A 23230-nucleotide genomic window follows, 5' to 3' on the forward strand; every position below is an offset into this window, starting at 1 on the left:
CATTATATGGCTGAAGAGAAAATGGGATTTTTTAAACGACTTGTGTCCGGGCTTACTAAGACCAGAAACAATATTGTATCGGGCATTGACAGTATTTTCCACGGATTTACCAATATTGACGAAGACTTTTATGAAGAGCTGGAAGAAATTCTGATCATGGGAGATCTGGGAGTAAAGGCCACTTATGCGATTCTTGAGGATCTGCGCAAAAAAGTTAAAGAGCAGCACATCAAAGAGCCGATCGCATGTAAGCAGCTTCTGATCGACAGCATCAAAGAACAGATGTATGTAGGAGAGACGGCTTATGAATTTGAAGAAAGAACATCGGTAGTTCTGGTGATTGGAGTAAATGGGGTTGGCAAGACGACAACCATTGGAAAGCTAGCGGGAAAACTGAGAGACCAGAACAAAAAAGTTGTCCTTGCGGCAGCAGATACATTCCGTGCGGCAGCCGGTGAACAGCTAAGAGAATGGGCAAACCGTTCCGGGGCCGATCTGATCGGCGGGCAGGAAGGAGCGGATCCAGCAGCCATCGTTTATGATGCGGTCCAGGCTGCTAAAGCGAGAAAGGCCGACGTACTGCTGTGTGATACGGCGGGAAGACTTCATAATAAAAAGAATCTGATGGAAGAGCTGAAGAAGATCAATCGTGTGCTGGAGAGAGAATATCCGGAAGCGTACCGCGAGACTCTGGTCGTGCTGGATGGAACGACCGGTCAGAATGCACTTGCACAGGCCAGAGAATTCAGTGAAGTTGCAGACATTACCGGTATCATTCTGACGAAGATGGACGGTACCGCAAAAGGAGGAATTGCCGTTGCGATTCAGGCAGAACTCGGAATACCTGTTAAATATATCGGAGTGGGAGAATCCATTGATGATCTGCAGAAATTTGATTCAGATCAGTTTGTAAACGCTTTATTTACGACAGAAGAAGGAGAAGAGACATGTTAACGTTAGAGAAATTTGAAGAAGCAAGCGAGATTGTAAAACGGGTCACCAAACCTACCAAACTGGTTTACAGTGAGCATTTAAGCGCACAGACCGGAGCTAAAGTATATCTGAAACCGGAAAACATGCAGTATACAGGTGCCTATAAGCTCAGAGGCGCTTATTATAAGATCAGTACCTTGTCAGAGGAAGAACGCGCCAGAGGACTGATCGCTGCATCCGCAGGAAACCACGCACAGGGTGTCGCATATGCCGCAAAAGCCTTTGGATGTAAGGCTACCATCGTTATGCCGACCGTTACCCCACTCATCAAAGTCAATCGTACCAAGAGTTACGGAGCGGAAGTGGTACTTCACGGAGATGTCTATGATGATGCCTGTGCAAAGGCTTATGAGCTGGCGGAGGAGCACGGCTATACATTTGTTCATCCGTTTGATGATCTTGATGTTGCAACAGGACAGGGAACGATCGCGATGGAAATCGTGCAGGAACTTCCGACGGTCGATTATATCTTTGTGCCGATCGGCGGAGGCGGACTGATCACGGGTATTTCTACACTTGCGAAAATGCTGAATCCTAAGATCAAAGTGATCGGTGTGGAACCGGCAGCAGCAGCCAGTATGAAAGCGGCCGTAGCGGCAGGCCATGTTGTGACTCTTCCGAGCGCAAATACGATCGCAGATGGTACCGCTGTAAAAACAGTTGGTGAAAAGACGCTTCAGTATGTTATGGAAAATGTAGACGATATCCTTACAGTAGAAGATGATGAACTGGTCGGTGCATTCCTTGATATGGTCGAGAATCACAAAATGGTTGTCGAAAACTCAGGACTTCTTTCTGTGGCTGCTTTAAAACAGATGGATCTGACAGGCAAAAAGGTTGTTTGTATCTTAAGCGGCGGTAATATGGATGTCATTACCATGTCATCCATCGTACAGCATGGATTGATTCAGAGAGACCGTATTTTTTCTGTATCCGTACTTCTTCCGGATAAACCGGGTGAACTTGTGCGCGTCGCAAAGACAATTGCTGATGAACAGGGAAATGTAATTAAACTGGAGCATAATCAGTTTGTCAGCATTAATCGAAATGCTGCCGTTGAACTCAGAGTCACCATGGAAGCATTTGGAACGGAACACAAAAACAGAATTATTCAGGCATTGGAGCGAGAAGGATTCCGTCCTAAAACAATCAGTGCCAAACTCTATTAGATAAGGGATGAGAATCATGAAACAAGGCAGAATGCCGAAAGTCGGTGAGTGTTACAGACATTTTAAAGGGAATCGTTATCGCGTACTTGCAATTGCAAAGCATACAGAGCGTGCAGAAGAGCTTGTCGTTTATGAAGGACTTTACGGAGAACATCCGGTATTTGCACGACCTTTGGAAATGTTTCTGGAGCAGGTCGATAAGAGAAAATTCCCGGATGTAGATCAGGAATATCGGTTTGAACTGGAGGAAGAGACCGCAGTGGCGGATGAGGAGGAACAGAGTCTGATCATGCGATTTCTTGATCTGAGCAGCAACGAAGAAAAACTGCGGTTCCTTCAAAAATATAAAACAGAACTCACAGATGAATTCCTTTCCGCCGCTGCGCAGAGTATGGATTTTACAGAAAATGCACAGACGATGGAAATGCGATACCAGCAGTTGGTAAAATACATCAAGACATTGATGAAGTATGAAAAACGGATGTAGCAGAAAAAATAATCTAGCCTATTGACAATAAATGTATCGTTGTATACAATGATACAAAAATGAGCCAGGTATACTTGGGTCAGATTTTATATTGACCCCAACAAAAAATATAGTTTTCAGGAGCAGAATCATGGATAAATATTCACTGAGGGGACAGGTTTTTCAGGAGATCCGCGAGGACATTCTGAAAGGCAAATTTAAGGAAAATGAAGAATTACGAGAAGCAACACTGGGTAAGGAACTTGGAGTCAGCAGGACGCCGGTTCGGGAAGCACTCCGTCAGCTGGAGCTGGAGGGGCTGGTTCACATTATTCCGAACAAAGGGGCCTATGTGACGGGCATTACGGAGAAGGACGTGCATGATATCTATATGACGCGTTCCATGCTTGAAGGCCTATGTGCACGTTGGGCGGCTGAGCACATTTCAGAGGAGCAGATTCAGGAAATGGAAGAAGTCCTGCTTCTTACAGAATACCACTTGAATCGTGGAAATGCCGAACAGCTTGCAGAACTTGACGGAAAGTTTCATGAGGTTCTTTATGACGCAAGTCAGAGCCGGATACTCAGACATATTCTTTCTGATTTTCATAAATATGTTCAGGTGGCAAGAAAACGATCCGTGAAGAAAGAAGACAGGGCAAAAAAATCTCTGGAAGAACACCGGGAGATCCTGAATGCACTACGGACCGGAGATGCGGACCGTGCAGAAGAACTGGCACATATTCATATCCTGAATGTTATGGAGAATCTTCATATTGAGCAGGAATAACAGGCAAAAGAAAGGAAGAGTAAGCATGAGCAAGATTCAGATGACGACACCAATTGTTGAGATGGACGGAGATGAGATGACAAGGATCCTGTGGAAGATGATCAAGGAGCATCTTCTTCTTCCGTATATTGATTTGAAGACAGAATATTATGATCTGGGCCTGAAACACAGAGACGAGACAAACGATCAGGTTACTGTGGATTCTGCAATCGCAACGAAGAAATATAAGGTTGCAGTAAAATGTGCAACGATCACTCCGAACGCAGCCCGTGTGAAAGAGTATAATCTGAAAGAAATGTGGAAGAGCCCGAATGGAACCATTCGTGCGATCCTTGACGGTACTGTATTCCGTGCACCCATCGTTGTAAAAGGAATTGAACCTTGTGTAAAGAACTGGAAAAAGCCGATCACGATTGCAAGACACGCTTACGGGGATGTTTACAAAGGTTCTGAAATGAAGATCCCGGGTGCCGGAAAGGTAGAACTGGTTTATACCGCAGAGGACGGAACCGAGACGAGAGAGCTGGTTCATAATTTTACCGGATCCGGAATTGTTCAGGGCATGCATAATATTGATCAGTCAATCGAGAGTTTTGCAAGAAGCTGTTTTAACTATGCACTGGATACGAAACAGGATCTCTGGTTTGCAACGAAAGATACGATTTCCAAGAAATACGACCATACCTTTAAAGATATTTTTCAGGAGATTTTTGATGCAGATTACAAAGAGAAGTTTGAAGAAGCCGGAATCGAGTATTTCTATACGCTGATCGACGATGCCGTAGCACGTGTGATGAAGTCTGAAGGCGGTTATATCTGGGCATGTAAGAACTATGACGGTGATGTGATGAGTGACATGGTTTCTTCCGCATTCGGATCACTGGCCATGATGACTTCCGTGCTGGTATCTCCGGAAGGATACTATGAATATGAGGCAGCACACGGAACGGTACAGCGGCACTATTACAAGCACCTGAAAGGAGAAGAAACATCTACTAACTCCGTGGCAACGATCTTTGCATGGACGGGGGCACTCAGAAAACGTGGTGAGATGGATGGAAATCAGGAGCTGATGGATTTTGCCGATAAGCTGGAAAAGGCAACGATCGATACAATTGAAAGCGGAAATATGACTAAAGATCTTGCACTGATCACGACGCTTCCAAATCCGACTGTATTGAACAGCGAAGATTTTATCAAAGCGATCGCTGAGAGATTGTAAATAAAAACAGGAAAAACGCGCCGATAAGGCGCGTTTTTAACAGTTATTCAGCCAGCTCTTCCCATTTTTCATAGAGCTCTTCCAGCTCTTCTTCATTTGCAGCCTTTTCCTTTGCCAGTTCCTGACACCGGACGGAATTGGTATAGATTTCTTCCTGCATAAGAAGCGTATCGATCTCCTGGTTTCGTTCTTCCAGCCGGGTAATGCGTTCTTCCGTCTTTTTCAGTTCGTTCTGACGCTTCCGGATTCTTGCTTGTTCTTCTTTCTGTTCCTGCCAGCTCATTTTGGACTGGGACATTGAAGAAGTGCCTTCATTCGTAGATTGCTTGTCTGAAATATTGCCACCGGCGTATGCCGTCGTGAGTTCCTCTTTCTTTTCGAGATAGTAATCGTAGTTTCCAATATAATTTACAAAAGTATGGTTCACCAGGTCAAGAATACGCGTGGCTGTCTGGTTGATGAAATAACGGTCATGGGACACATAAAGTACGGTTCCGGTGTACTCATTCAATGCATTTTCCAAAATTTCTTTCGAAGCGATGTCCAGGTGGTTCGTAGGCTCGTCCAAAATCAGGAAGTTCGCCTCGGAGAGCATCAGCTTTGCAAGAGATACTCGTCCGCGTTCTCCGCCGCTCAAATCACCGATCATCTTAAATACATCATCGCCTGTGAATAAAAATGCAGCTAGAACATTCCGGATCTGTGTATTCGTAAGTGTCGGATAATCATCGGAGATCTCTTCAAAGATCGTTTTTTCCATGTGAAGTACGTGATGTTCCTGATCGTAGTAACCGATATGTACATTGGTTCCCAGTGTAAAGCTTCCCGAATCCGCCGCGATCACATTGTTCAAAATCTTAAGCAGTGTCGTTTTCCCTGTTCCGTTATCGCCTACGATGGCTACATGTTCACCTCGCTTAATCTCGAAGCTGACATCCTGAAAAAGGACCTGGGGAGCAAATGATTTTCCAAGGCCTTCAACGCGAAGCACGTCGTTCCCGCTCACACAGGAAGGCTCCAGGCTTAAATGAATATCGGTATTCAGCTCAACCGGTTTTTCAACAGGTGTGATTTTGTTTAACAGCTTTTCCCGGCTTTCCGCACGTCGGATTGATTTCTCGCGGTTGAAGGAACGAAGCTTTTCGATGACTGCCTCCTGATGCTTGATTTCCCGTTGCTGATTCAGATATTCTTTTAGCCTTGCGTCTCTGAGCTGCTGTTTCTTCTGGGCATAATCTGAATAATTTCCCATATATGTCATCAGTGTACCGTTTTCAATCTCCAGCACTTTCGTTACGACACGATTCAAAAAATAACGGTCGTGGGAGACGATGAGCACTGCACCGGAGTAATTCAGCAGGTAGTTCTCAAGCCATGCGATTGAATTCATATCCAAGTGATTGGTAGGCTCATCCAGCAGTAAAATATCCGGTTTCGTCAGCAGAAGTTTGCCGAGGGAAACACGTGTCTTCTGGCCGCCGGAAAGGGCGTCCACCGGTTTCTGAAATTCATCCTCAGTAAACCCAAGGCCTTTAAGAACACCGACCAGTTCGCTTTTATAAGAATAGCCGTCAGCACGTTCAAATGCAGCGGTAAGTCTATGATAAGTGTCAAGTTTCATCTGAAGTGCGTCACCGGTCAGCGTACTGATTTCCAGTTCCAGTGCACGAATCTGACGTTCCATTTCGATAATCTCAGATTTGGCGGTGCGGACTTCTTCGTAAATGGTATTCCCGCTCATCAGGTCCTGGTGCTGGGCAAGATAGCCCATTGTTTTTCCTTTGGTAAGAATTACATCACCGTCATCACTATTCAATTCACCGACGATCATTTTCAAAATTGTGGATTTCCCGGCGCCGTTCAGACCGACCAGCGCCGCTTTCTCACGGTCTTCTATATGAAAGGAGCCTTTATTCACAATAACCTGCTCCCCAAAGGATTTCGTTAAATTGTGGCATGCCAGTATCATTTTCAAACCTCCTTATACTGTAGAAATAGGTACTGTCTACCTCATTATATCGGAAATACAATAAAAAACAACTATTAAGTTTGACTTTTTTATGTCATTTTTATATAATGAAATTTAGAATAAGAATGGAAGGTGGATGTCAGGTGGAAGAAAGAGAAATATCTCAGGCAGTAATCAGAAGACTTCCGAGATACTATCGTTATCTTGGCGAATTGCTGGAACACGGTGTGGAACGAATATCCTCCAACGATTTGAGCAAGAGAATGAAAGTAACTGCATCCCAGATTCGTCAGGACCTTAATAATTTTGGTGGATTTGGACAACAGGGATACGGGTATAATGTAAAATACTTATATACGGAAATAGGGAAAATTCTGGGACTGGACAACCAACATAACATGGTCATTATCGGTGCCGGTAATCTTGGACAGGCACTGGCTAATTATGCAGCATTTGAAAAAAGAGGTTTTGTATTAAAAGGATTATTTGACGTGAATCCACGACTTGTGGGAATTACGATCCGCGGTGTGGAGATCCGGATGATGGATGAACTGAGTGATTTTATTCAGAAGAATGATATTGAAATCGGAGTACTTGCGATTCCGAAGACAAGAGCCATAGATGTTGCGAATGTTCTGGTTGATAATGGTGTGCGGGCGATCTGGAATTTTGCACATACAGATTTGAATCTTCCGGATAATATTATTGTTGAGAACGTGCATTTATCGGAGAGTCTGATGAGACTTTCATACAATATAACACGTTATAATATGGAACATACAGATAATTCATAATTCGACAGAATGTGTTACACACATTTTGCCTGAATCGGCGTAATGAGAGAAGAGTTCCGGCTGCGGGGCTCTTTATTGCGTATTGGAAGGTGAGAATATGAAATATATATTGACGGCTGAACAGATGAAAGCGGCGGACGGAAGAATGATCCATGAGATCGGGATTCCTTCGCTGGTACTGATGGAACGTGCGGCGCTTCAGTGTATGGCTGCAATGAAAGAAGAGCAGATTGATCTGTCCTATGCACTGGTGGTATGCGGCTCCGGCAACAACGGTGGAGACGGATTCGCGGTGGCAAGACTGCTTGCCGAAGAAGGAAAAAGGGTCGATGTGTGTTTTGCCGGAAAATTGGAATCCAGGAGTGAAGAAACGAAGCAGCAGATGCATATTCTGGAAAATCTGGGCGTGTCTGTAGGAAACACTTTACCGGAGAAGGAATATAGTGTTATTATAGATGCCGTATTTGGAATCGGGCTTTGCCGAAATATCGAAGGACATTACCAGAATGTGATTGAACAAATGAACCGGTATCAGGGATACAAAGTTGCGATTGATACTCCGTCCGGAATTTCCGCTGACACCGGGGAAGTACTGGGATGTGCGTTCCGGGCTGATTTGACAGTCACGTTTGCATACGCTAAGGCAGGTCAGGTTTTCTTTCCGGGTTCCGAGTATGCGGGGAAAGTACTGGTAAAGGATATCGGCATTACGGATCCGGGCTTTGAAAACCGGGACGATCTTTATTTTATGCTGGAAAAACAGGATGTGATTTCCAGGATGCCGGAGAGAAAGCCGGATTCCAATAAAGGAAGCTATGGAAGGGTTCTTCTTATTGCCGGAAGTAGGGGAATGTCGGGGGCAGCGTACTTAAGTGCCCATGCGGCGTACATGGTAGGCGCAGGCCTTGTACGGATATACACGGAAGAATCCAACAGACAGATTCTTCAGCAGCTTCTGCCGGAAGCTATTATCACGACTTATGATGAGATGGCCTTAGATTGTTTCCGGGAACTTCCAGATCTGCTTCAATGGGCAGATGTGGTCTGCATCGGATGCGGACTTGGAATTTCAGAGTATTCGCGGAGACTTTTTAAAATGACGCTGGAAATGAACCGGAAGCCGTGTGTGATTGATGCGGACGGTCTCAATCTTCTTGCGGAATTTACCGAAGAAGAGCGAAGAAAATGGGCGCGCCAGAAAGAACAGTATGTGCTGACACCTCATATGAAAGAAATGTCAAGATTGACAGGATATCCTGTTGCAGAACTAAAGAATCATAGGAACGCTCTTCTACGTGAGTTTGTTGAAAAAATGCAGGTCGTTTGTGCCATGAAAGACAGCAGAACACTCGTCGCAGCTTGCGGACATCCGACGTTTCTGAATTCATCCGGAAATGCAGCAATGGCGAAGGCCGGTTCCGGTGACGTGCTGGCAGGAACGATTGCCGGCCTGATGGCTCAGAACCTCCCGACTTTTGACGCGGCTGTGTTGGGAGTATATCTGCACGGCCTTGCCGGAGATACGGCAAGAGAAGAATGTGGATCCTACAGTGTGCTTGCTGAAGATCTCATCCGGGGGCTTGGCAGAACACTAAAAACTTTGGAGGAAAACTTGAAATGAAGACATATAACAGACTGCGCGCAGTGATCGATCTTGATGCAGTAATGTATAACATGCAAATGATGTATCGTAATATTAAAAACGATGCGCGGATGATCGTTGTCGTGAAAACGGACGGATACGGACATGGTGCCGTACCGATTGCAGAAATGTTAGAAGATGTGGAGTACGTATGGGGATATGCTGTGGCAACATTGGAAGAAGGGATCCTGCTTCGAAAAGCTGGGATTGGAAAACCGATTCTTTGCCTCGGATGCATTTTCCCGGATCAGATGGAAGCGATGATTCGGCATCAGATCCGTATGACGGTCTATGACGGTGAACTGGCAGCTCTGGCATCGGCAAAAGCAGAAGAACTGGGAATGAATGCAATCTTTCATATTAAGATTGATACCGGAATGTCCAGACTCGGATTTGCGCCGGATGACGTAAGCGTGAACGCAATCGAAAAGATCAGTCATCTTCCATGTGTAGAGCTGGAAGGAATGTTTACACATTTTTCGCGGGCTGATGAGAAAAATAAGGAGATCACAGATCAGCAATTTACTTCATATATCCGGGTTAAAGAAGAACTGGAGAAAAGGGGTATCCATTTTCCACTACTTCATGTATCAAACAGTGCTGCGATCATCGATCAGCCGGAATTGAATCTGAATCTTGTGAGAGCGGGCATATCTACTTACGGTATGTACCCTTCTGAGGAAGTGAGAAAAGATTCGGTTCCATTGAAACCGGCTATGGAATTGATTTCCCATATCACATATTTGAAATGGATTGAAAAAGGGACTGCCGTCAGCTATGGTGGAACCTTTGTAGCGGATCGGAGAATGCAGATTGCAACAGTACCGGCCGGGTACGGTGACGGGTATCCCAGGAGTCTGTCCAATAAAGGATATGTTTTGATTCATGGGAAGAAAGCGCCGATCGTTGGAAGAGTCTGCATGGACCAGTTCATGGTTGACGTGACAGATATTCCCGATGTGAAGTTTGAAGATAAGGTTACCCTGATTGGTGAAAATGAAGGGGTGTATCTTCCGGTTGAAACGTTAAGTGAATTATCCGGAAGGTTTAATTATGAATTTGTCTGTGACATCAATAAACGTGTTCCCCGGGAATATATTCGCGGCGGAGAGGTAGTAAGGCAGATAGATTATTTTGAATAGAATATTATAAGAATGAAAAGTATGCATGGAATACTTCTGATGAAAGATGGGAATACTTCTTGTATCTTGAAATCGGAGAGTGAATGAAGTGCAGGTAAGACGTGGAGATATCTATTATGCAGATTTAAGTCCGGTAGTCGGCTCAGAACAAGGAGGCATCCGTCCGGTGCTGATCATCCAGAACGATATAGGCAACAGGCACAGCCCAACTGTGATTTGTGCAGCTATAACATCCCGAATGAATAAGGCAAAACTGCCTACACATGTTGAAATCGATTCGGGACGGTACAAAATCGTGAAGGATTCTGTAGTCCTGCTGGAGCAGATACGCACAATCGACAAGCAGCGACTGAAAGATTTAGTCTGTCATGTGGACCGGGAACTGATGAGAAAAGTTGATGAGGCATTGTGTGTCAGTCTGATGCTTCATACATAGTAAAGGAGAAACTGAAATAATTATGGAAGAAGGCAATAGTTTACTTCAGAAAATGAGAAGAGTCTTTTCGGAAAATGAAGATCAGGAGCGGGTGGCTGAAGAAATTATAGAGAAGATTGAGGAAGGCTATCAGAAAGGTGTTCTTGCAAAGCGCGAAATGAAGATGATCTGTAATGTTTTCGGATATATGGATTCTGAAGCAAAAGATATCATGACCCATCGTAAAAATATTGTGGGCCTGGACGGAAATACAACACTTTCAGATGCAATCAGATTTATTCTTGAAGAGAATAATTCCAGGTTTCCGGTCTATGAGGAGGATATTGATAATATTATCGGGATCGTCCATCTCAGAGATGCCATGAAATGTTATCTGGATGATTCTTTAAGAAATGTCCGGATCAAGGATCTGAAAGAGATCATCCGGCCGGTAAGCTTTGTCCCTGAGACAAAAAGTATAGATAAGTTGTTTCAGCAGATGCAGAAAGACAAACGGCATATGGTCATCGTTCTCGATGAATACGGACAGACCGTGGGAATTGTTACGATGGAGGATATCATCGAAGAGATCGTCGGCAATATTCAGGATGAATATGATGAAGAAGAGGAGCTGATCACAAGTCAGCCGGACGGTACATATATCGTAGACGGAATGGCACAGCTTGAAGATCTGGAAGAAATACTGGGCATTAATTTTGAAGAAGAGGATTATGACACGATCAATGGTTATCTGATCGATTGCCTTGACAGAATTCCCTCTGAAGACGAAAAATGCACGGTACAATTTGAAGGATATGTGTTCCAGGTACTGTCAGTTGATAACAATACCATCCGCAAAGTACGGATTATGAAGATGAAGTAACAGTTGGTTCTTGTCAGGAACCGAAAAGAGTGCTAAAATAAAATGATTAATATTTTAGTGAATACTATACGAACAGAGAGGTAAATACAATGTCTGGACATTCAAAGTTTGCGAATATCAAGCATAAAAAAGAAAAAAATGATGCTGCGAAGGGAAAAATCTTTACGAAGATCGGCCGTGAGATTGCAGTTGCTGTAAAGGAAGGCGGCGGAGCTGATCCTGCAAATAACAGCAGACTTCGAGATGCAATAGCAAAAGCAAAGGCAAATAATATGCCGAATGACAATATCGAACGAAGCATCAAGAAAGCAGCGGGAGATGGAGACGCGAACAATTATGAACATATCGTTTATGAAGGATATGGCCCGAACGGTACAGCAATCATTGTCGATGCGCTGACTGACAATCGTAACCGTACCGCGTCAAATGTACGAAGCGCTTTTACGAAAGGAAAAGGCAATATCGGAACCTCCGGCTGCGTTTCCTTCATGTTTGACAAGAAGGGACAGATCATTATCGATAAGGAAGAATGTGAACTGGATGCGGATGATCTGATGATGCAGGCACTGGATGCAGGTGCAGAAGATTTCTCAGAGGAAGAAGACAGCTTTGAGATCCTTACTTCACCGGATGATTTCAGTGAGGTCCGTCTTGCACTTGAGGAAGCAGGAATCCCGATGGCAAGTGCGGAAGTGACCATGATCCCGCAGACATGGGTGACACTGGAAAGTGAAGAAGATATCAAAAATATTCAGAAGACCTTAGATCTTCTTGAGGATGATGACGACGTGCAGGAAGTGTACCACAACTGGGAAGAATAATACCGGAACGGAGGAATCAGATATGACTCATAACACGAAGGAAGAACTGGAGAGATTGTTCAAACTGGCTGTTCCTCTTGCGAAGGAATTTAACAAACGTACATATTCTGATTTGTTCCAGAGCAAATATGAGGAATTCAAGCCCCTTTTTGATGCAATTGAACGGGAGTGTGCAGAAGCTGATAATCCGGATGAGGCGGTGGAAGAGGTAGCGTCCGTGATTCCCGATGCCATGCATCAGATTCTGGAAAAAGCCGGATCCAAACGTAAGAAAGAACAAATTCTGATGAATTACAATATGGGAATGGTGTCTTTCATTATCCCGATGATGCGTTACGGCAGGACACCTGTGTGTGAGAAAGTCGTAGACTGTATGATTGTTTTGTGGAACGATAACGGGCTGGAGATGGATCTTGGCAAATCATCATATGAAGATATTGAGGGCGGATTCAAAGCACGGATGTGCTATATAACCACTGCAGTCTGTGAGGGCCTCGGCAAGCCGGATCATTGTTATGAACTGGAAACACTGAGAAATTACCGTGACGGATATCTGGCAAATTCCGAAGGTGGTATGCAGATCATTCGAGAATACTATGATATAGCGCCGACTATTGTTAAGAGGCTTGGACGCAGCACAGATGCGGGAGAGGTTTATCTGGAAATCTGGAAACAGTATCTTGAACCATGTGTCAGGCTGATAGAGGATGGAAAACCGGCAGAGTGTAAGGAAGTGTACATCGATATGGTACGCACTCTGAAGACAAAATATTTATATTCTTAGGGGGACTCAACATGAGCGATTACAGAATTGAGACGAAGTGTATTCAATCAGGATATACACCGAAGAACGGCGAACCGCGTGTTCTGCCGATTTATCAAAGTACAACATTTAAATATGACGACAGCGATCAGATGGGAAAATTGTTTGATCTGGAAGCTTCCGGATATTTCTACACAAGGCTGCAGAATCCAACCAATGATGCTGTCGCAGCAAAGATCTGTGATATGGAGGGCGGATATGCAGCGATGCTAACGTCATCCGGACAGGCGGCAAATTTCTACGCAATCATGAATATTGCGGAAGCAGGAGATCATATTATCTGTTCTTCTGCCGTATATGGCGGTACATACAATCTTTATGCACATACCATCCGCAAGATGGGCATCCAGGCAACTTTCGTTGATCCGGACTGCACACCGGAAGAACTTGATGCAGCTTTCCGGGAGAACACGAAAGCTGTTGTCGGTGAGACGATTGCCAATCCGGCACTTACTGTACTGGATATTGAAAAATTTGCCAAAGCAGCACATGCACATGGAGTCCCGCTGATCGTTGATAATACATTTGCAACACCGATCAACTGCCGCCCGTTTGAATGGGGCGCGGATATTGTTACACATTCCACCACCAAATATATGGATGGTCATGCATCCTGTGTCGGCGGTGCGATCGTTGACAGCGGTAACTTTGACTGGACAAAATATGCGGATAAGTTCCCGGGACTTACCACTCCGGATGAGACATATCATGGGCTGGTTTATACGGAGCGTTTCGGTAAAGGAGCATACATTACAAAAGCGACTTCCCAGATGATGCGAGATCTTGGATCTATCCAGTCACCGCAGAATGCGTTTCTTCTCAATATCGGCCTGGAGACACTGCATCTTCGTATGCCCAGACATTGCGAAAATGCGCTGAAGGCTGCTGAGTTCCTGAAGAGCCAGGAAAAAGTTGCATGGGTGAACTGCCCATCTATGGAAGGTGATAAATATTATGATCTTGCCAAGAAATATATGCCAAACGGTACTTGCGGTGTCATTACATTCGGTCTGAAAGGTGGTCGCGATGCAGCTGTGAAGATGATGGACAGTCTTAAGATGATTGCGATTGTGACTCATGTCGCAGATGCGAGAAGCTGTGTTCTTCATCCGGCAAGCCATACACATCGTCAGATGAATGATAAAGAACTTCTGGAAGCAGGAGTACAGCCGGATCTGATCCGTTTCAGTGTGGGCATTGAAAATATTGACGATATTATTGATGACCTGAAACAGGCACTGGAAGCAGTATAGTTAATAAAATGATTTAGGGAGATTGTGAAAAAGCAGTCTCCCTTTTTGTTGCCATGCAGATGAGAAAAATGATCCCGCGAACCATTTTTGAGTATAGTATTTCCTTCCCCTGTGCATACTTTTATTTGCAGAGAACCGTGTTCTGAATGAAATGTGTATAGAAAGAGAGGGAGCAATAATGGAAGACAGTGATGTGAAAGAATATCAGATACGTAAGCGATCCAACATGAGTGAGACAGAGGCAAATGACAAGAAAGAACCGGAAAATCTATCGGAGGAAGACATTCATATCCGGGAAATGGGAACACTTCCGCTTGAAGAAGGTCATGCACACCGGATTGAACTTCTGACGGTGATAGGAGAAGTTGAAGGACATGAAGCGGTGTCCGGAAATACGAAGGCAACCAAATATGAACATCTTCTACCTAAGCTGGCCCAGATAGAAAATAGTGAGGAAGTTGACGGAGTACTGATCCTTCTTAATACACTCGGAGGTGATGTGGAGGCAGGATTAGCCATTGCAGAAATGATAGCTTCCCTCAGTAAACCGACCGTTTCGCTGGTACTTGGCGGCTGTCATTCTATTGGAGGGCCACTGGCGGTTTCGGCGGATTATTCTTTCATTGTTCCGAGTGGCACCATGATCATTCATCCAGTCAGAACCAGCGGTATGTTTATCGGTGTCATGCAGAGCCTTCGAAATATGGAGAAGACGCAGGATCGGATTACCGGATTTCTGGCTGCCCACTCAAAGATGAGTCAGGAACGCATTGAAGAACTGATGCTGGATCCGACACAATTGGTAAAAGATGTAGGTACGATGCTCGACGGAGAGCAGGCCGTGAGAGAAGGTCTCATTGATGAAGTAGGCGGAATCAGTCAGGCTTTGAAAAAATTGCATGAAATGATCCGGGAAAAACAAAAAAAGTCTGATGAAAATTAAGTAATGACACGAACGGCGGCTAATGCTATAATAGTATAGTATGTATAAAATCAGCCGATTATTAAACCGGCAAAGATAAAAGGGGTATATTTGATAAGGGGGAAGTTTTATGGCTTCAAAAACAGAGGGAAAGGAAAAAACGTCAAGGACTTCCACCTCTTCTAAATCGAAGGGGAGAAGTCAGACAAAAAAGAAAACAGGGAATACCGGGGGAGTAAAAAAGACAAAAACAGCTGCAGCTGCCTCTCAGAACAGTTTTATTGCAGGAGAGATTCTGATTTGGGTGACATTGGCAGTGAGTATTCTCCTTGTAATCAGTAATTTCGGGCTGGCAGGATTTGTCGGAGCGAAGATCGCTGGAGTGATGCAGAAATATATCGGATGGATGGCGTATGTATTTCCGATCCTGTTATTTTGCGGAGTTGCTTTTGTGGTTTCTAATAGAGGAAATTCGGTTGCATATATAAAAATATCGGCCGCCGCCGTACTTACAATTCTGTTGTGTGTGCTTCTCCAGCTTCTGAATGACAGAGGCGGACTGATTGGTGAAGGTATTGCAGATCTGATGGTGCCTGCGATCGGAGTGGCCGGTACATATGTTGTCGTAGTGATTCTGATGATCATCTGCATTGTGTTGATCACAGAACGCTCTGTTTTACGCGGAGTGAGAAAGGGAAGCGAGAAGGCTTATGACCGCGCGCGTGAAGATATGAAGCGTCACAGAGAAGAATCTATCGAGAAGAAGATGCAGAAGGAGCAGGTTCGCGAACAGGAAAGGGAACAGAAGCGGATGGATCACCAAGTCTCCGGTGTGTCGTTTAATACCACACTGGACAGGAAGCTGGAAGAGCCGAAAACCGAATCGGAAACCGATAAGAAAGAACAGAAAAAACGCACATCGAGAGTGAAAGCAACAAAGCGTTCGAAACAAGATGTTAACACGGTGATTGCAGGGGCGGAAGAGGCAGCAGCGAAGCATATCATGGAGCAGACTGGTCAGATTGCACTTGACGATGTTGTAATTAACCGTGCAATGCCGCTTTCTGCAGTAGAGTTGAAACCGGAGCCCGAACCGGAACCGTCTGTAAATCCGGCTGAGCATGTCCCGGATTTCCTGAAAGATGCGATGGAAGAAGCAAAGGCAGCATCCGGGAAAACACAGCCTGAGACTGTTTCAGAAAGAATCACAGCTCAGGATCATACGGCGGATGTTCCTCAGAATAAACGCAATTCATCAAAAATGAAGGCAGATGTCTCGAAAGAAACAGCGGATGTGGAACAAATCATATCACAGACACAGATGCCGAAAGAGTACAGCTTCCCACCCATTTCTCTTCTTAAGAAGGGATCAGGAAGCGGCGGGGATTCCGATAAGCATCTTAGAGAGACTGCCATGAAGCTTCAGAAGACACTCCAGACATTCGGGGTCAATGTTACAATTACGAACATCAGCTGTGGACCTTCTGTTACCAGATATGAACTGCAGCCGGAAATGGGCGTGAAAGTCAGTAAAATCGTTGGCTTGGCCGATGATATTAAGCTGAATCTTGCTGCTGCCGATATCCGAATAGAAGCACCGATCCCGGGAAAAGCGGCGGTTGGAATCGAAGTTCCGAATAAGGAAAATTCTACAGTCATGCTGCGTGATCTGCTGGAGTCTGATGAGTTTAAAAAGAATAAATCAAAAATTGCATTTGCTACAGGTCGGGACATTGCCGGAAAGGTTGTTGTGTCTGATATTGCGAAAATGCCGCATCTTCTTGTAGCAGGAGCAACCGGTTCCGGAAAATCCGTCTGTATCAATACATTGATCATGAGTATTCTTTATAAAGCAAAACCGGATGAAGTAAAACTGATTATGGTAGACCCGAAAGTAGTAGAACTAAGTGTCTATAACGGGATTCCGCATCTTCTGATCCCGGTTGTAACGGATCCCAAGAAAGCGGCAGGTGCGCTGAATTGGGCGGTTGCAGAAATGAATAAGCGGTATCAGCTTTTTGCTGAATACAATGTAAGAGATATCAAAGGTTTCAATGACAGAGTAGAAAATATCAAAGATATTGACGATCCTGATAAGCCGCAGAAGATGCCGCAGATCGTGATTATCGTAGATGAGCTTGCAGATCTCATGATGGTTGCACCGGGAGATGTGGAAGAATCGATCTGCCGTCTTGCCCAGCTTGCACGTGCAGCCGGAATCCATCTGGTACTTGCGACACAGAGACCATCGGTTAATGTCATTACCGGTCTGATCAAAGCAAATATGCCGTCAAGAATCGCATTTTCCGTCTCATCGGGGGTCGATTCCAGAACGATTATTGACATGAACGGGGCAGAGAAACTTCTCGGAAAAGGTGATATGCTTTTCTATCCGGCAGGATATCAGAAACCTGTGCGTGTTCAGGGAGCATTTGTTTCTGACAAAGAAGTACAGAATGTTGTCGAGTATCTGAAAGAAAACAGTGGCAAGATCACTTACAACGAAGATATCCAGAACCACGTTAATCTGAATCCGTCGGCTGCTCAGGCATCCGGAGGAGCGGATGACCGGGATGTTTATTTCGTGGAAGCAGGCAAATTTATTATTGAGAAAGATAAAGCATCGATCGGCATGCTTCAAAGAGTATTCAAGATTGGATTTAACCGTGCAGCACGAATTATGGATCAGCTTGCAGAAGCCGGGGTTGTAGGCGAGGAAGAAGGAACAAAACCAAGAAAAGTGCTGATGTCGATGGAAGAATTTGAACAATATATAGAAGAATACGTTTAGAAAAACGGAAGGAGACGAAAGACAATGAAATGTATGAACTGTGGAGCGCAAATCCCGGACGATCGTCTGATCTGTCCCCGATGCGGCCGGGAAATACAAATCGTGCCTGACTATAATCCGCTTGATGACGTACTCGCAGCTCAGGTAAAAGGTGCTGTAACGGAATCATTTGATCCGGTAGGACACGCAAGGGACGGAAGAAGGAGTACCTCGGAGAGAACTTCAGCCGGTCAGGTAAGCAGCGGGAAAGCCAATCCTCGCAGAAATACGGGAAAAGGTCGTAGCGGTAATTTGACTCCGGAAGAACTCAGAGAGCGAAAGAAGAGAATAGAACGAAAGAAACAGATTGCAAAGAAAAAGAAAATCCGAAAACGAATCATTTTATTTTCCGGGGTTATCCTGGCTTTGATCGTCGGTGTAATTGTATATTTGAATTCTTATACCGGTAAAGTGAATAAAGGCTACCGGATGTTGGAAAACGGCAAATACAAGGAGGCACTTCTTTGCTTTGAAAAGGCTGTTTCTAAAAATGAGAAGCGTGGTGAGGCCTATGAAGGACTTGCGAAGGTCTATCTGGCACAGAATGATACAGAAAGCGGAGAAAAGGTTTTTCTGAATGCAATCAAAGAACAGCCTTCGAACACGGAAATTTATCAAAAAGCGATTCAATTCTACATAGATACGGATCAGAAGATGAAGGTGTCCGTTCTTCTTGATCAGTGTACAAGTGAACAGGTTCTCTCAGCATGTAGTGATTATATTTCGGAAGAACCGGAATACAGTCTGGATGAGATGAAAGAATATGAAGAAATTCAGGCATTGGAACTTACCGGCACAGGAACGGCCATCTACTATACGACCGATGGAACCGATCCGACTCAGAATAGTCTGAAGTATACGGAACCGATTCGGCTTGACGAAGGAGTAACGGAGATCAGAGCAATTTCCGTAAACGAAAAAGGAATTCCCAGTCTGGTTGCCAGGAAGACCTACACGATCGAGTTTCCGATTGAAGATGCGCCGTCTGTGACGCCGTCAACGGGATCGTATGATACCGTGCAAAGCATTGAAATCGTGGTACCTGAAAACTATGAAGGTTATTATACGACGGATGGAAGTGATCCGGATCCATCGTCTTCCACTACGGTGAAGTATACAGGTCCGATCACGATGTCTGAGGGAAGTATTACCTTTAAAGCAGTGCTTGTAAATAAAAAAGGACGGATCAGCGATGTCACGATTCGAAAATATGAGTTGATTTTATCAGAATAAAAGTAGAAGAAGTACTTGATATTTAATTGTTTATAATTTATCATAAAGAGAGTAAAACAATTAGGAGGCATAAGCAATGTACAAGATAACAAAAGCTGAAAAATTAGCTGATAAGATTTATCTTATGGATGTTGAAGCTCCTCGTGTTGCAAAGCATTGTGAACCGGGGCAGTTTGTAATCGTTAAGATGGATGACAAAGGGGAAAGAATTCCGCTTACGATTTGCGATTACGACAGAGAAGCAGGAACCATCACGATTGTATTCCAGTCAGTTGGCGCTTCTACAGAGAAGATGGCATCATTAAAAGAAGGGGATTATTTCAGAGATTTCACAGGTCCGCTTGGATGCCCATCAGAATTTGTAAAAGAAGATCTGGAAAGCCTGAAGAATAAGAAAATCTTATTTGTTGCCGGTGGTGTAGGTGCTGCACCTGTTTATCCGCAGGTTAAGTGGATGAAAGCACACGGAATCGATGTAGATGTTATTGTCGGAGCAAAGACAAAGGACATGCTGATTCTTGAGAAAGAAATGGAAGCCGTTGCCGGAAATTATTATCCATGTACAGATGACGGAACATACGGACATGCCGGAATGGTAACAACCAAGATCGAAAAACTGATCGAAGAAGGCAATAAGTATGACGTTTGTGTAGCAATCGGACCGATGATCATGATGAAATTTGTCTGCCTGCTTACCAAGAAACTGGAGATTCCTACCATTGTAAGTATGAATCCGATCATGGTAGACGGTACAGGAATGTGCGGCGCATGTCGTCTGCATGTTGGTGATGAGATCAAGTTCGCATGCGTAGACGGACCGGAATTTGACGGACATCTTGTAAACTTTGACGAAGCAATGAAGAGACAGCAGATGTACAAGACTGAAGAAGGCAGAGCATTGTTAAAATTACAGGAAGGTGACACACATCACGGTGGATGCGGTCATTGCGGAGGTGACGAATAATGGCAGACGTATTAAAGAAAGTACCTGTAAGAGAACAGGATCCGAAGGTACGTGCAACAAATTTTGAAGAAGTATGTTATGGATATAATCAGGAAGAAGCTACAGCAGAAGCTTCCCGTTGTATCAACTGTAAGAATGCACAGTGTGTAAAGGGATGTCCGGTAGGAATCAATATTCCTGGATTCATTCACGAAGTAAAAGAAGGCAATATTGAGGAAGCTTATAAGATTATCGGACAGTCTTCCGCACTTCCGGCTGTTTGCGGACGTGTATGTCCTCAGGAATCACAGTGTGAAGGTAAATGTATCCGCGGTATCAAAGGTGAGCCGATCTCAATCGGTAAACTGGAGCGTTTCGTAGCTGACTATGCGCTGGAACATGATATCAAACCGGTTGGAGCAGAAGTCAAGAACGGACACAAAGTAGCTGTAATCGGCTCCGGTCCAGCAGGTCTTACCTGTGCCGGCGACCTTGCTAAATTAGGTTACGATGTAACTGTATTTGAAGCACTTCATGAACTGGGCGGTGTACTGGTATATGGTATTCCGGAATTCCGTCTTCCGAAACAGAAAGTTGTTGCTAAAGAAATCGATAAAGTGAAAGAGCTCGGTGTTAAATTCGAATCCAACGTTGTAATCGGCAAATCTACAACGATCGATCAGTTAATCGAAGATGAAGGATTTGAAGCAGTATTCATCGGTTCAGGAGCAGGTCTTCCGAAATTCATGGGTATTCCAGGAGAAAACGCGAACGGCGTGTTCTCAGCAAATGAGTACCTGACAAGAAGTAACCTTATGAAGGCGTTTGATGATTCTTACGATACTCCGATTGTAGCAGGAAAGAAAGTTGCTGTAGTCGGTGGTGGTAACGTAGCAATGGATGCTGCAAGAACAGCACTTCGTCTTGGCGCAGAAGTACATATCGTTTACCGTCGTTCTGAAGAAGAACTTCCGGCACGAGTAGAAGAAGTACATCATGCAAAAGAAGAAGGTGTTCAGTTTGATCTTCTTACTAATCCGGTAGAGATCCTTGAAGAAGACGGATGGGTAAAAGGAATCAAGTGTGTACGTATGGAACTTGGTGAGCCGGATGCATCCGGAAGAAGACGCCCGGTAGCTGTAGAAGGTTCTGAATTTGTGATCGATGTTGACACAGTTATCATGTCACTTGGTACTTCTCCGAACCCGTTGATTTCTTCTACAACAGAAGGTCTGGAAGTTAACAAGTGGAAATGTATCGTAGCAGATGAAGAAACCGGAAAGACCTCCAAAGAAGGTGTTTATGCCGGCGGTGATGCTGTTACAGGTGCAGCAACTGTTATCCTTGCAATGGGTGCTGGTAAAGCAGGAGCAAAAGGTATTCACGAATTCCTTTCAAACAAATAATCTGAATGATTCATAATCGTGATCAAATGAGTCTCTCTCCAAAAGAGAGGCTCATTTTTTACAAGGTGAGTATAATGGACAATTTATCGGAAAGAATAAAATCGGAACTTCTTGAAAAAGCAGATCCAAAGTACAGGGAATTTCATTCGGGACTGGTGCCGGGAACAGAAAATATTATGGGAGTACGCATTCCCGAGCTGCGTAAAATTGCAAGAAGTGCCGCTAAAGAGGATTGGAGAAATTATTTAGAGAAGTGTTGCCCTGACACCTACGAGGAAGTGATGATCCGTGGTATGATCATCGGGTACGCAAAGATGGATGATGAAGAAAGAATGCAGTATCTGAACCGGTTTGTACCCGAGATCGATAACTGGGCCGTCTGTGACAGCTGCATGAGCACTTACAAATTCATGCAGAAAAAACCAGAAATATGGTATTCTTATCTGCGGCAGAAAGTCGAGGAGGGTACCGAGTTCAGCATCCGTTTCGGTGTTGTTGGGCTTATGGATTATTTTATAAATGAGGAATACATAGATCGTTTGTTGAAAATCTTTGATAAGATTCAACATGAAGGATATTATGTAAAAATGGCAGTTGCCTGGGCGATTTCCATGTGCTATGTGAAATTCCCCGAAAAAACCAGAGCATTTCTGGAGCACAATCATCTGGATACATTTACACAGAATAAAGCAATCCAGAAAATAAGAGAATCCTACCGGGTTTCTCAAGAGGAAAAAGAAGAATTAAAGAAATTGAAAGTACCGATCAGGAAAGAGGAAAAGAATGAAGTTTAAATATATTTTATTTGATCTAGACGGGACGATTACAGAATCCGGTCCTGGAATCATGAATTCGGTGGCGTATGCGTTGGAGAAAATGGGGTATGAGGAAAAAGACAGAGAAAAATTAAAAAGATTTATCGGTCCGCCACTCACCGATTCGATGATGAAATACTATGGAATGAGTGAAGAAGATGCCGCGAAAGCTGTCAGGTATTATCGAGAATATTATACAGAAAAAGGTATCTTTGAAAATTCTGTATATGACGGATTTGATGAGAGTATAAAAAGATTGAAGGAACAAGGACTCATATTGGCAGTGGCAACTTCGAAACCGGAACCGTTTGCGAGAAGAATTGCAGAGCATTTCGGATTTACCGGGGACTATGCCTGCGTGTGTGGCGCAACCATGGATGAGGCGCGTATCCGGAAAGCTGATGTGATCCGATATGCGCTGAATACGTTAGAAATCACGGAAGAAGAAAAGCATCAGGTACTTATGGTCGGAGACCGGGAGCACGATGTCCTAGGAGCAAAAGAAAACGGATTATCCTGTATGGGGGTCTTATACGGGTACGGTGACCGGAAAGAACTGGAAGAAGCCGGAGCGGACTATATTGCCAAGACAACTGCAGAAGTAGCAGAAATCATCTTGAACGCATAAATTCCTACCAATTTTGTATTGAATTTAGTACAATTATTTTAGTTATTCTTATTGCGTTAAATATTTAACAG

Annotated in this window: 21 protein-coding genes; 20 read left to right on the forward strand and 1 reads right to left on the reverse strand. The window is 44.2% G+C overall.

The genetic code is table 11. The features are described 5' to 3' along the window. Positions 1-6 precede the first annotated feature (6 nt). From ftsY to ACTNA4_RS02765, 5 genes are all read left to right on the forward strand, one after another. Entirely contained in the window at positions 7-954 is a 948-nt protein-coding gene (gene ftsY / locus ACTNA4_RS02745; protein WP_427806498.1) for a signal recognition particle-docking protein FtsY, read from the forward strand. After that, a complete protein-coding gene (ilvA, locus tag ACTNA4_RS02750) occupies positions 948-2162 on the forward strand; it encodes a threonine ammonia-lyase (protein ID WP_427806499.1) in 1215 nt (404 codons plus the stop codon). The genes ftsY and ilvA overlap by 7 nt, the downstream gene beginning before the upstream one ends. A gap of 16 nt (positions 2163-2178) precedes the next feature. After that, on the forward strand, positions 2179-2649 hold the full coding sequence (locus ACTNA4_RS02755) for a DUF1653 domain-containing protein (RefSeq protein WP_441028431.1): 471 nt from the start codon (positions 2179-2181) through the stop codon (positions 2647-2649). 130 nt (positions 2650-2779) lie between these two features. Next, a complete protein-coding gene (locus tag ACTNA4_RS02760) occupies positions 2780-3418 on the forward strand; it encodes a GntR family transcriptional regulator (RefSeq protein ID WP_441028433.1) in 639 nt (212 codons plus the stop codon). 25 nt (positions 3419-3443) lie between these two features. Continuing rightward, the gene (locus ACTNA4_RS02765) at positions 3444-4640 is read left to right on the forward strand and encodes an NADP-dependent isocitrate dehydrogenase (protein WP_441016987.1); all 1197 of its coding nucleotides are present in this window, start codon (positions 3444-3446) and stop codon (positions 4638-4640) included. A 43-nt stretch (positions 4641-4683) separates the two neighbouring features. Here the strand turns inward: ACTNA4_RS02765 and ACTNA4_RS02770 are convergent, their stop codons facing one another. Next, positions 4684-6609, reverse strand: coding sequence for an ABC-F family ATP-binding cassette domain-containing protein (locus ACTNA4_RS02770; RefSeq protein ID WP_427806503.1), 1926 nt, complete (start codon positions 6607-6609; stop codon positions 4684-4686). A gap of 143 nt (positions 6610-6752) precedes the next feature. Between ACTNA4_RS02770 and ACTNA4_RS02775 the strand changes: the two genes are divergently transcribed. From ACTNA4_RS02775 to ACTNA4_RS02845, 15 genes are all read left to right on the forward strand, one after another. Then, positions 6753-7403: a redox-sensing transcriptional repressor Rex gene (locus ACTNA4_RS02775; RefSeq protein ID WP_427806504.1), complete on the forward strand. Its 651-nt coding sequence runs from the start codon at positions 6753-6755 to the stop codon at positions 7401-7403. Positions 7404-7500: 97 nt separating this feature from the next. Further along, entirely contained in the window at positions 7501-9024 is a 1524-nt protein-coding gene (locus ACTNA4_RS02780) for an NAD(P)H-hydrate dehydratase (RefSeq protein WP_427819803.1), read from the forward strand. Beyond that, positions 9021-10187, forward strand: a complete 1167-nt coding sequence (gene alr / locus ACTNA4_RS02785; protein ID WP_427819804.1) for an alanine racemase — start codon at positions 9021-9023, stop codon at positions 10185-10187. The genes ACTNA4_RS02780 and alr overlap by 4 nt, the downstream gene beginning before the upstream one ends. 88 nt (positions 10188-10275) lie before the next feature. After that, a complete protein-coding gene (locus ACTNA4_RS02790) occupies positions 10276-10623 on the forward strand; it encodes a type II toxin-antitoxin system PemK/MazF family toxin (RefSeq protein ID WP_427806611.1) in 348 nt (115 codons plus the stop codon). Positions 10624-10645: 22 nt separating this feature from the next. Next, positions 10646-11485, forward strand: a complete 840-nt coding sequence (locus ACTNA4_RS02795; RefSeq protein WP_427819805.1) for a hemolysin family protein — start codon at positions 10646-10648, stop codon at positions 11483-11485. Positions 11486-11574: 89 nt separating this feature from the next. Continuing rightward, positions 11575-12306, forward strand: coding sequence for a YebC/PmpR family DNA-binding transcriptional regulator (locus ACTNA4_RS02800; protein ID WP_427806508.1), 732 nt, complete (start codon positions 11575-11577; stop codon positions 12304-12306). Between the two features lie 22 nt (positions 12307-12328). Further along, on the forward strand, positions 12329-13090 hold the full coding sequence (locus ACTNA4_RS02805; RefSeq protein WP_441028436.1) for a CFI-box-CTERM domain-containing protein: 762 nt from the start codon (positions 12329-12331) through the stop codon (positions 13088-13090). Positions 13091-13101: 11 nt separating this feature from the next. Next, complete coding sequence (locus tag ACTNA4_RS02810) at positions 13102-14382, forward strand: O-acetylhomoserine aminocarboxypropyltransferase/cysteine synthase family protein (protein ID WP_427806510.1); 1281 nt, start codon at positions 13102-13104, stop codon at positions 14380-14382. Positions 14383-14680: 298 nt separating this feature from the next. Next, positions 14681-15325, forward strand: a complete 645-nt coding sequence (locus ACTNA4_RS02815) for a ClpP family protease (protein ID WP_427806612.1) — start codon at positions 14681-14683, stop codon at positions 15323-15325. Between the two features lie 109 nt (positions 15326-15434). After that, on the forward strand, positions 15435-18095 hold the full coding sequence (locus tag ACTNA4_RS02820; RefSeq protein WP_441028438.1) for a DNA translocase FtsK 4TM domain-containing protein: 2661 nt from the start codon (positions 15435-15437) through the stop codon (positions 18093-18095). A gap of 24 nt (positions 18096-18119) precedes the next feature. After that, a complete protein-coding gene (locus ACTNA4_RS02825) occupies positions 18120-19367 on the forward strand; it encodes an FN3 associated domain-containing protein (protein WP_441028440.1) in 1248 nt (415 codons plus the stop codon). A gap of 76 nt (positions 19368-19443) precedes the next feature. Continuing rightward, positions 19444-20331, forward strand: coding sequence for a sulfide/dihydroorotate dehydrogenase-like FAD/NAD-binding protein (locus tag ACTNA4_RS02830; protein WP_427806513.1), 888 nt, complete (start codon positions 19444-19446; stop codon positions 20329-20331). Beyond that, complete coding sequence (gene gltA, locus ACTNA4_RS02835) at positions 20331-21716, forward strand: NADPH-dependent glutamate synthase (RefSeq protein ID WP_427806514.1); 1386 nt, start codon at positions 20331-20333, stop codon at positions 21714-21716. Before ACTNA4_RS02830 ends, gltA begins: the two co-directional genes overlap by 1 nt. Before the next feature lie 74 nt (positions 21717-21790). Further along, a complete protein-coding gene (locus ACTNA4_RS02840; RefSeq protein WP_441028442.1) occupies positions 21791-22510 on the forward strand; it encodes a DNA alkylation repair protein in 720 nt (239 codons plus the stop codon). Further along, positions 22500-23159 carry an HAD family hydrolase gene (locus tag ACTNA4_RS02845; protein ID WP_427819810.1) on the forward strand — a complete coding sequence of 220 codons (660 nt, stop codon included), beginning with the start codon at positions 22500-22502 and terminating at the stop codon, positions 23157-23159. The genes ACTNA4_RS02840 and ACTNA4_RS02845 overlap by 11 nt, the downstream gene beginning before the upstream one ends. Positions 23160-23230 lie beyond the last annotated feature (71 nt).

This window comes from Bariatricus sp. HCP28S3_A7 (genome assembly GCF_052066375.1).
Lineage (GTDB): Bacteria > Bacillota > Clostridia > Lachnospirales > Lachnospiraceae > Allocoprococcus.

Coding starts and splice junctions, on each gene's coding strand:
- ACTNA4_RS02840 (WP_441028442.1), top strand. CDS start 21,791: ATGGACAATTTATCGGAAAGAATAAAATCGGAACTTCTTGAAAAAGCA.
- ACTNA4_RS02805 (WP_441028436.1), top strand. CDS start 12,329: ATGACTCATAACACGAAGGAAGAACTGGAGAGATTGTTCAAACTGGCT.
- alr (WP_427819804.1), top strand. CDS start 9,021: ATGAAGACATATAACAGACTGCGCGCAGTGATCGATCTTGATGCAGTA.
- ACTNA4_RS02770 (WP_427806503.1), bottom strand. CDS start 6,609: ATGATACTGGCATGCCACAATTTAACGAAATCCTTTGGGGAGCAGGTT.
- ACTNA4_RS02800 (WP_427806508.1), top strand. CDS start 11,575: ATGTCTGGACATTCAAAGTTTGCGAATATCAAGCATAAAAAAGAAAAA.
- ACTNA4_RS02755 (WP_441028431.1), top strand. CDS start 2,179: ATGAAACAAGGCAGAATGCCGAAAGTCGGTGAGTGTTACAGACATTTT.
- ACTNA4_RS02760 (WP_441028433.1), top strand. CDS start 2,780: ATGGATAAATATTCACTGAGGGGACAGGTTTTTCAGGAGATCCGCGAG.
- ACTNA4_RS02825 (WP_441028440.1), top strand. CDS start 18,120: ATGAAATGTATGAACTGTGGAGCGCAAATCCCGGACGATCGTCTGATC.
- gltA (WP_427806514.1), top strand. CDS start 20,331: ATGGCAGACGTATTAAAGAAAGTACCTGTAAGAGAACAGGATCCGAAG.
- ACTNA4_RS02815 (WP_427806612.1), top strand. CDS start 14,681: ATGGGAACACTTCCGCTTGAAGAAGGTCATGCACACCGGATTGAACTT.
- ACTNA4_RS02795 (WP_427819805.1), top strand. CDS start 10,646: ATGGAAGAAGGCAATAGTTTACTTCAGAAAATGAGAAGAGTCTTTTCG.
- ftsY (WP_427806498.1), top strand. CDS start 7: ATGGCTGAAGAGAAAATGGGATTTTTTAAACGACTTGTGTCCGGGCTT.
- ACTNA4_RS02830 (WP_427806513.1), top strand. CDS start 19,444: ATGTACAAGATAACAAAAGCTGAAAAATTAGCTGATAAGATTTATCTT.
- ACTNA4_RS02765 (WP_441016987.1), top strand. CDS start 3,444: ATGAGCAAGATTCAGATGACGACACCAATTGTTGAGATGGACGGAGAT.
- ACTNA4_RS02780 (WP_427819803.1), top strand. CDS start 7,501: ATGAAATATATATTGACGGCTGAACAGATGAAAGCGGCGGACGGAAGA.
- ilvA (WP_427806499.1), top strand. CDS start 948: ATGTTAACGTTAGAGAAATTTGAAGAAGCAAGCGAGATTGTAAAACGG.
- ACTNA4_RS02810 (WP_427806510.1), top strand. CDS start 13,102: ATGAGCGATTACAGAATTGAGACGAAGTGTATTCAATCAGGATATACA.
- ACTNA4_RS02845 (WP_427819810.1), top strand. CDS start 22,500: ATGAAGTTTAAATATATTTTATTTGATCTAGACGGGACGATTACAGAA.
- ACTNA4_RS02820 (WP_441028438.1), top strand. CDS start 15,435: ATGGCTTCAAAAACAGAGGGAAAGGAAAAAACGTCAAGGACTTCCACC.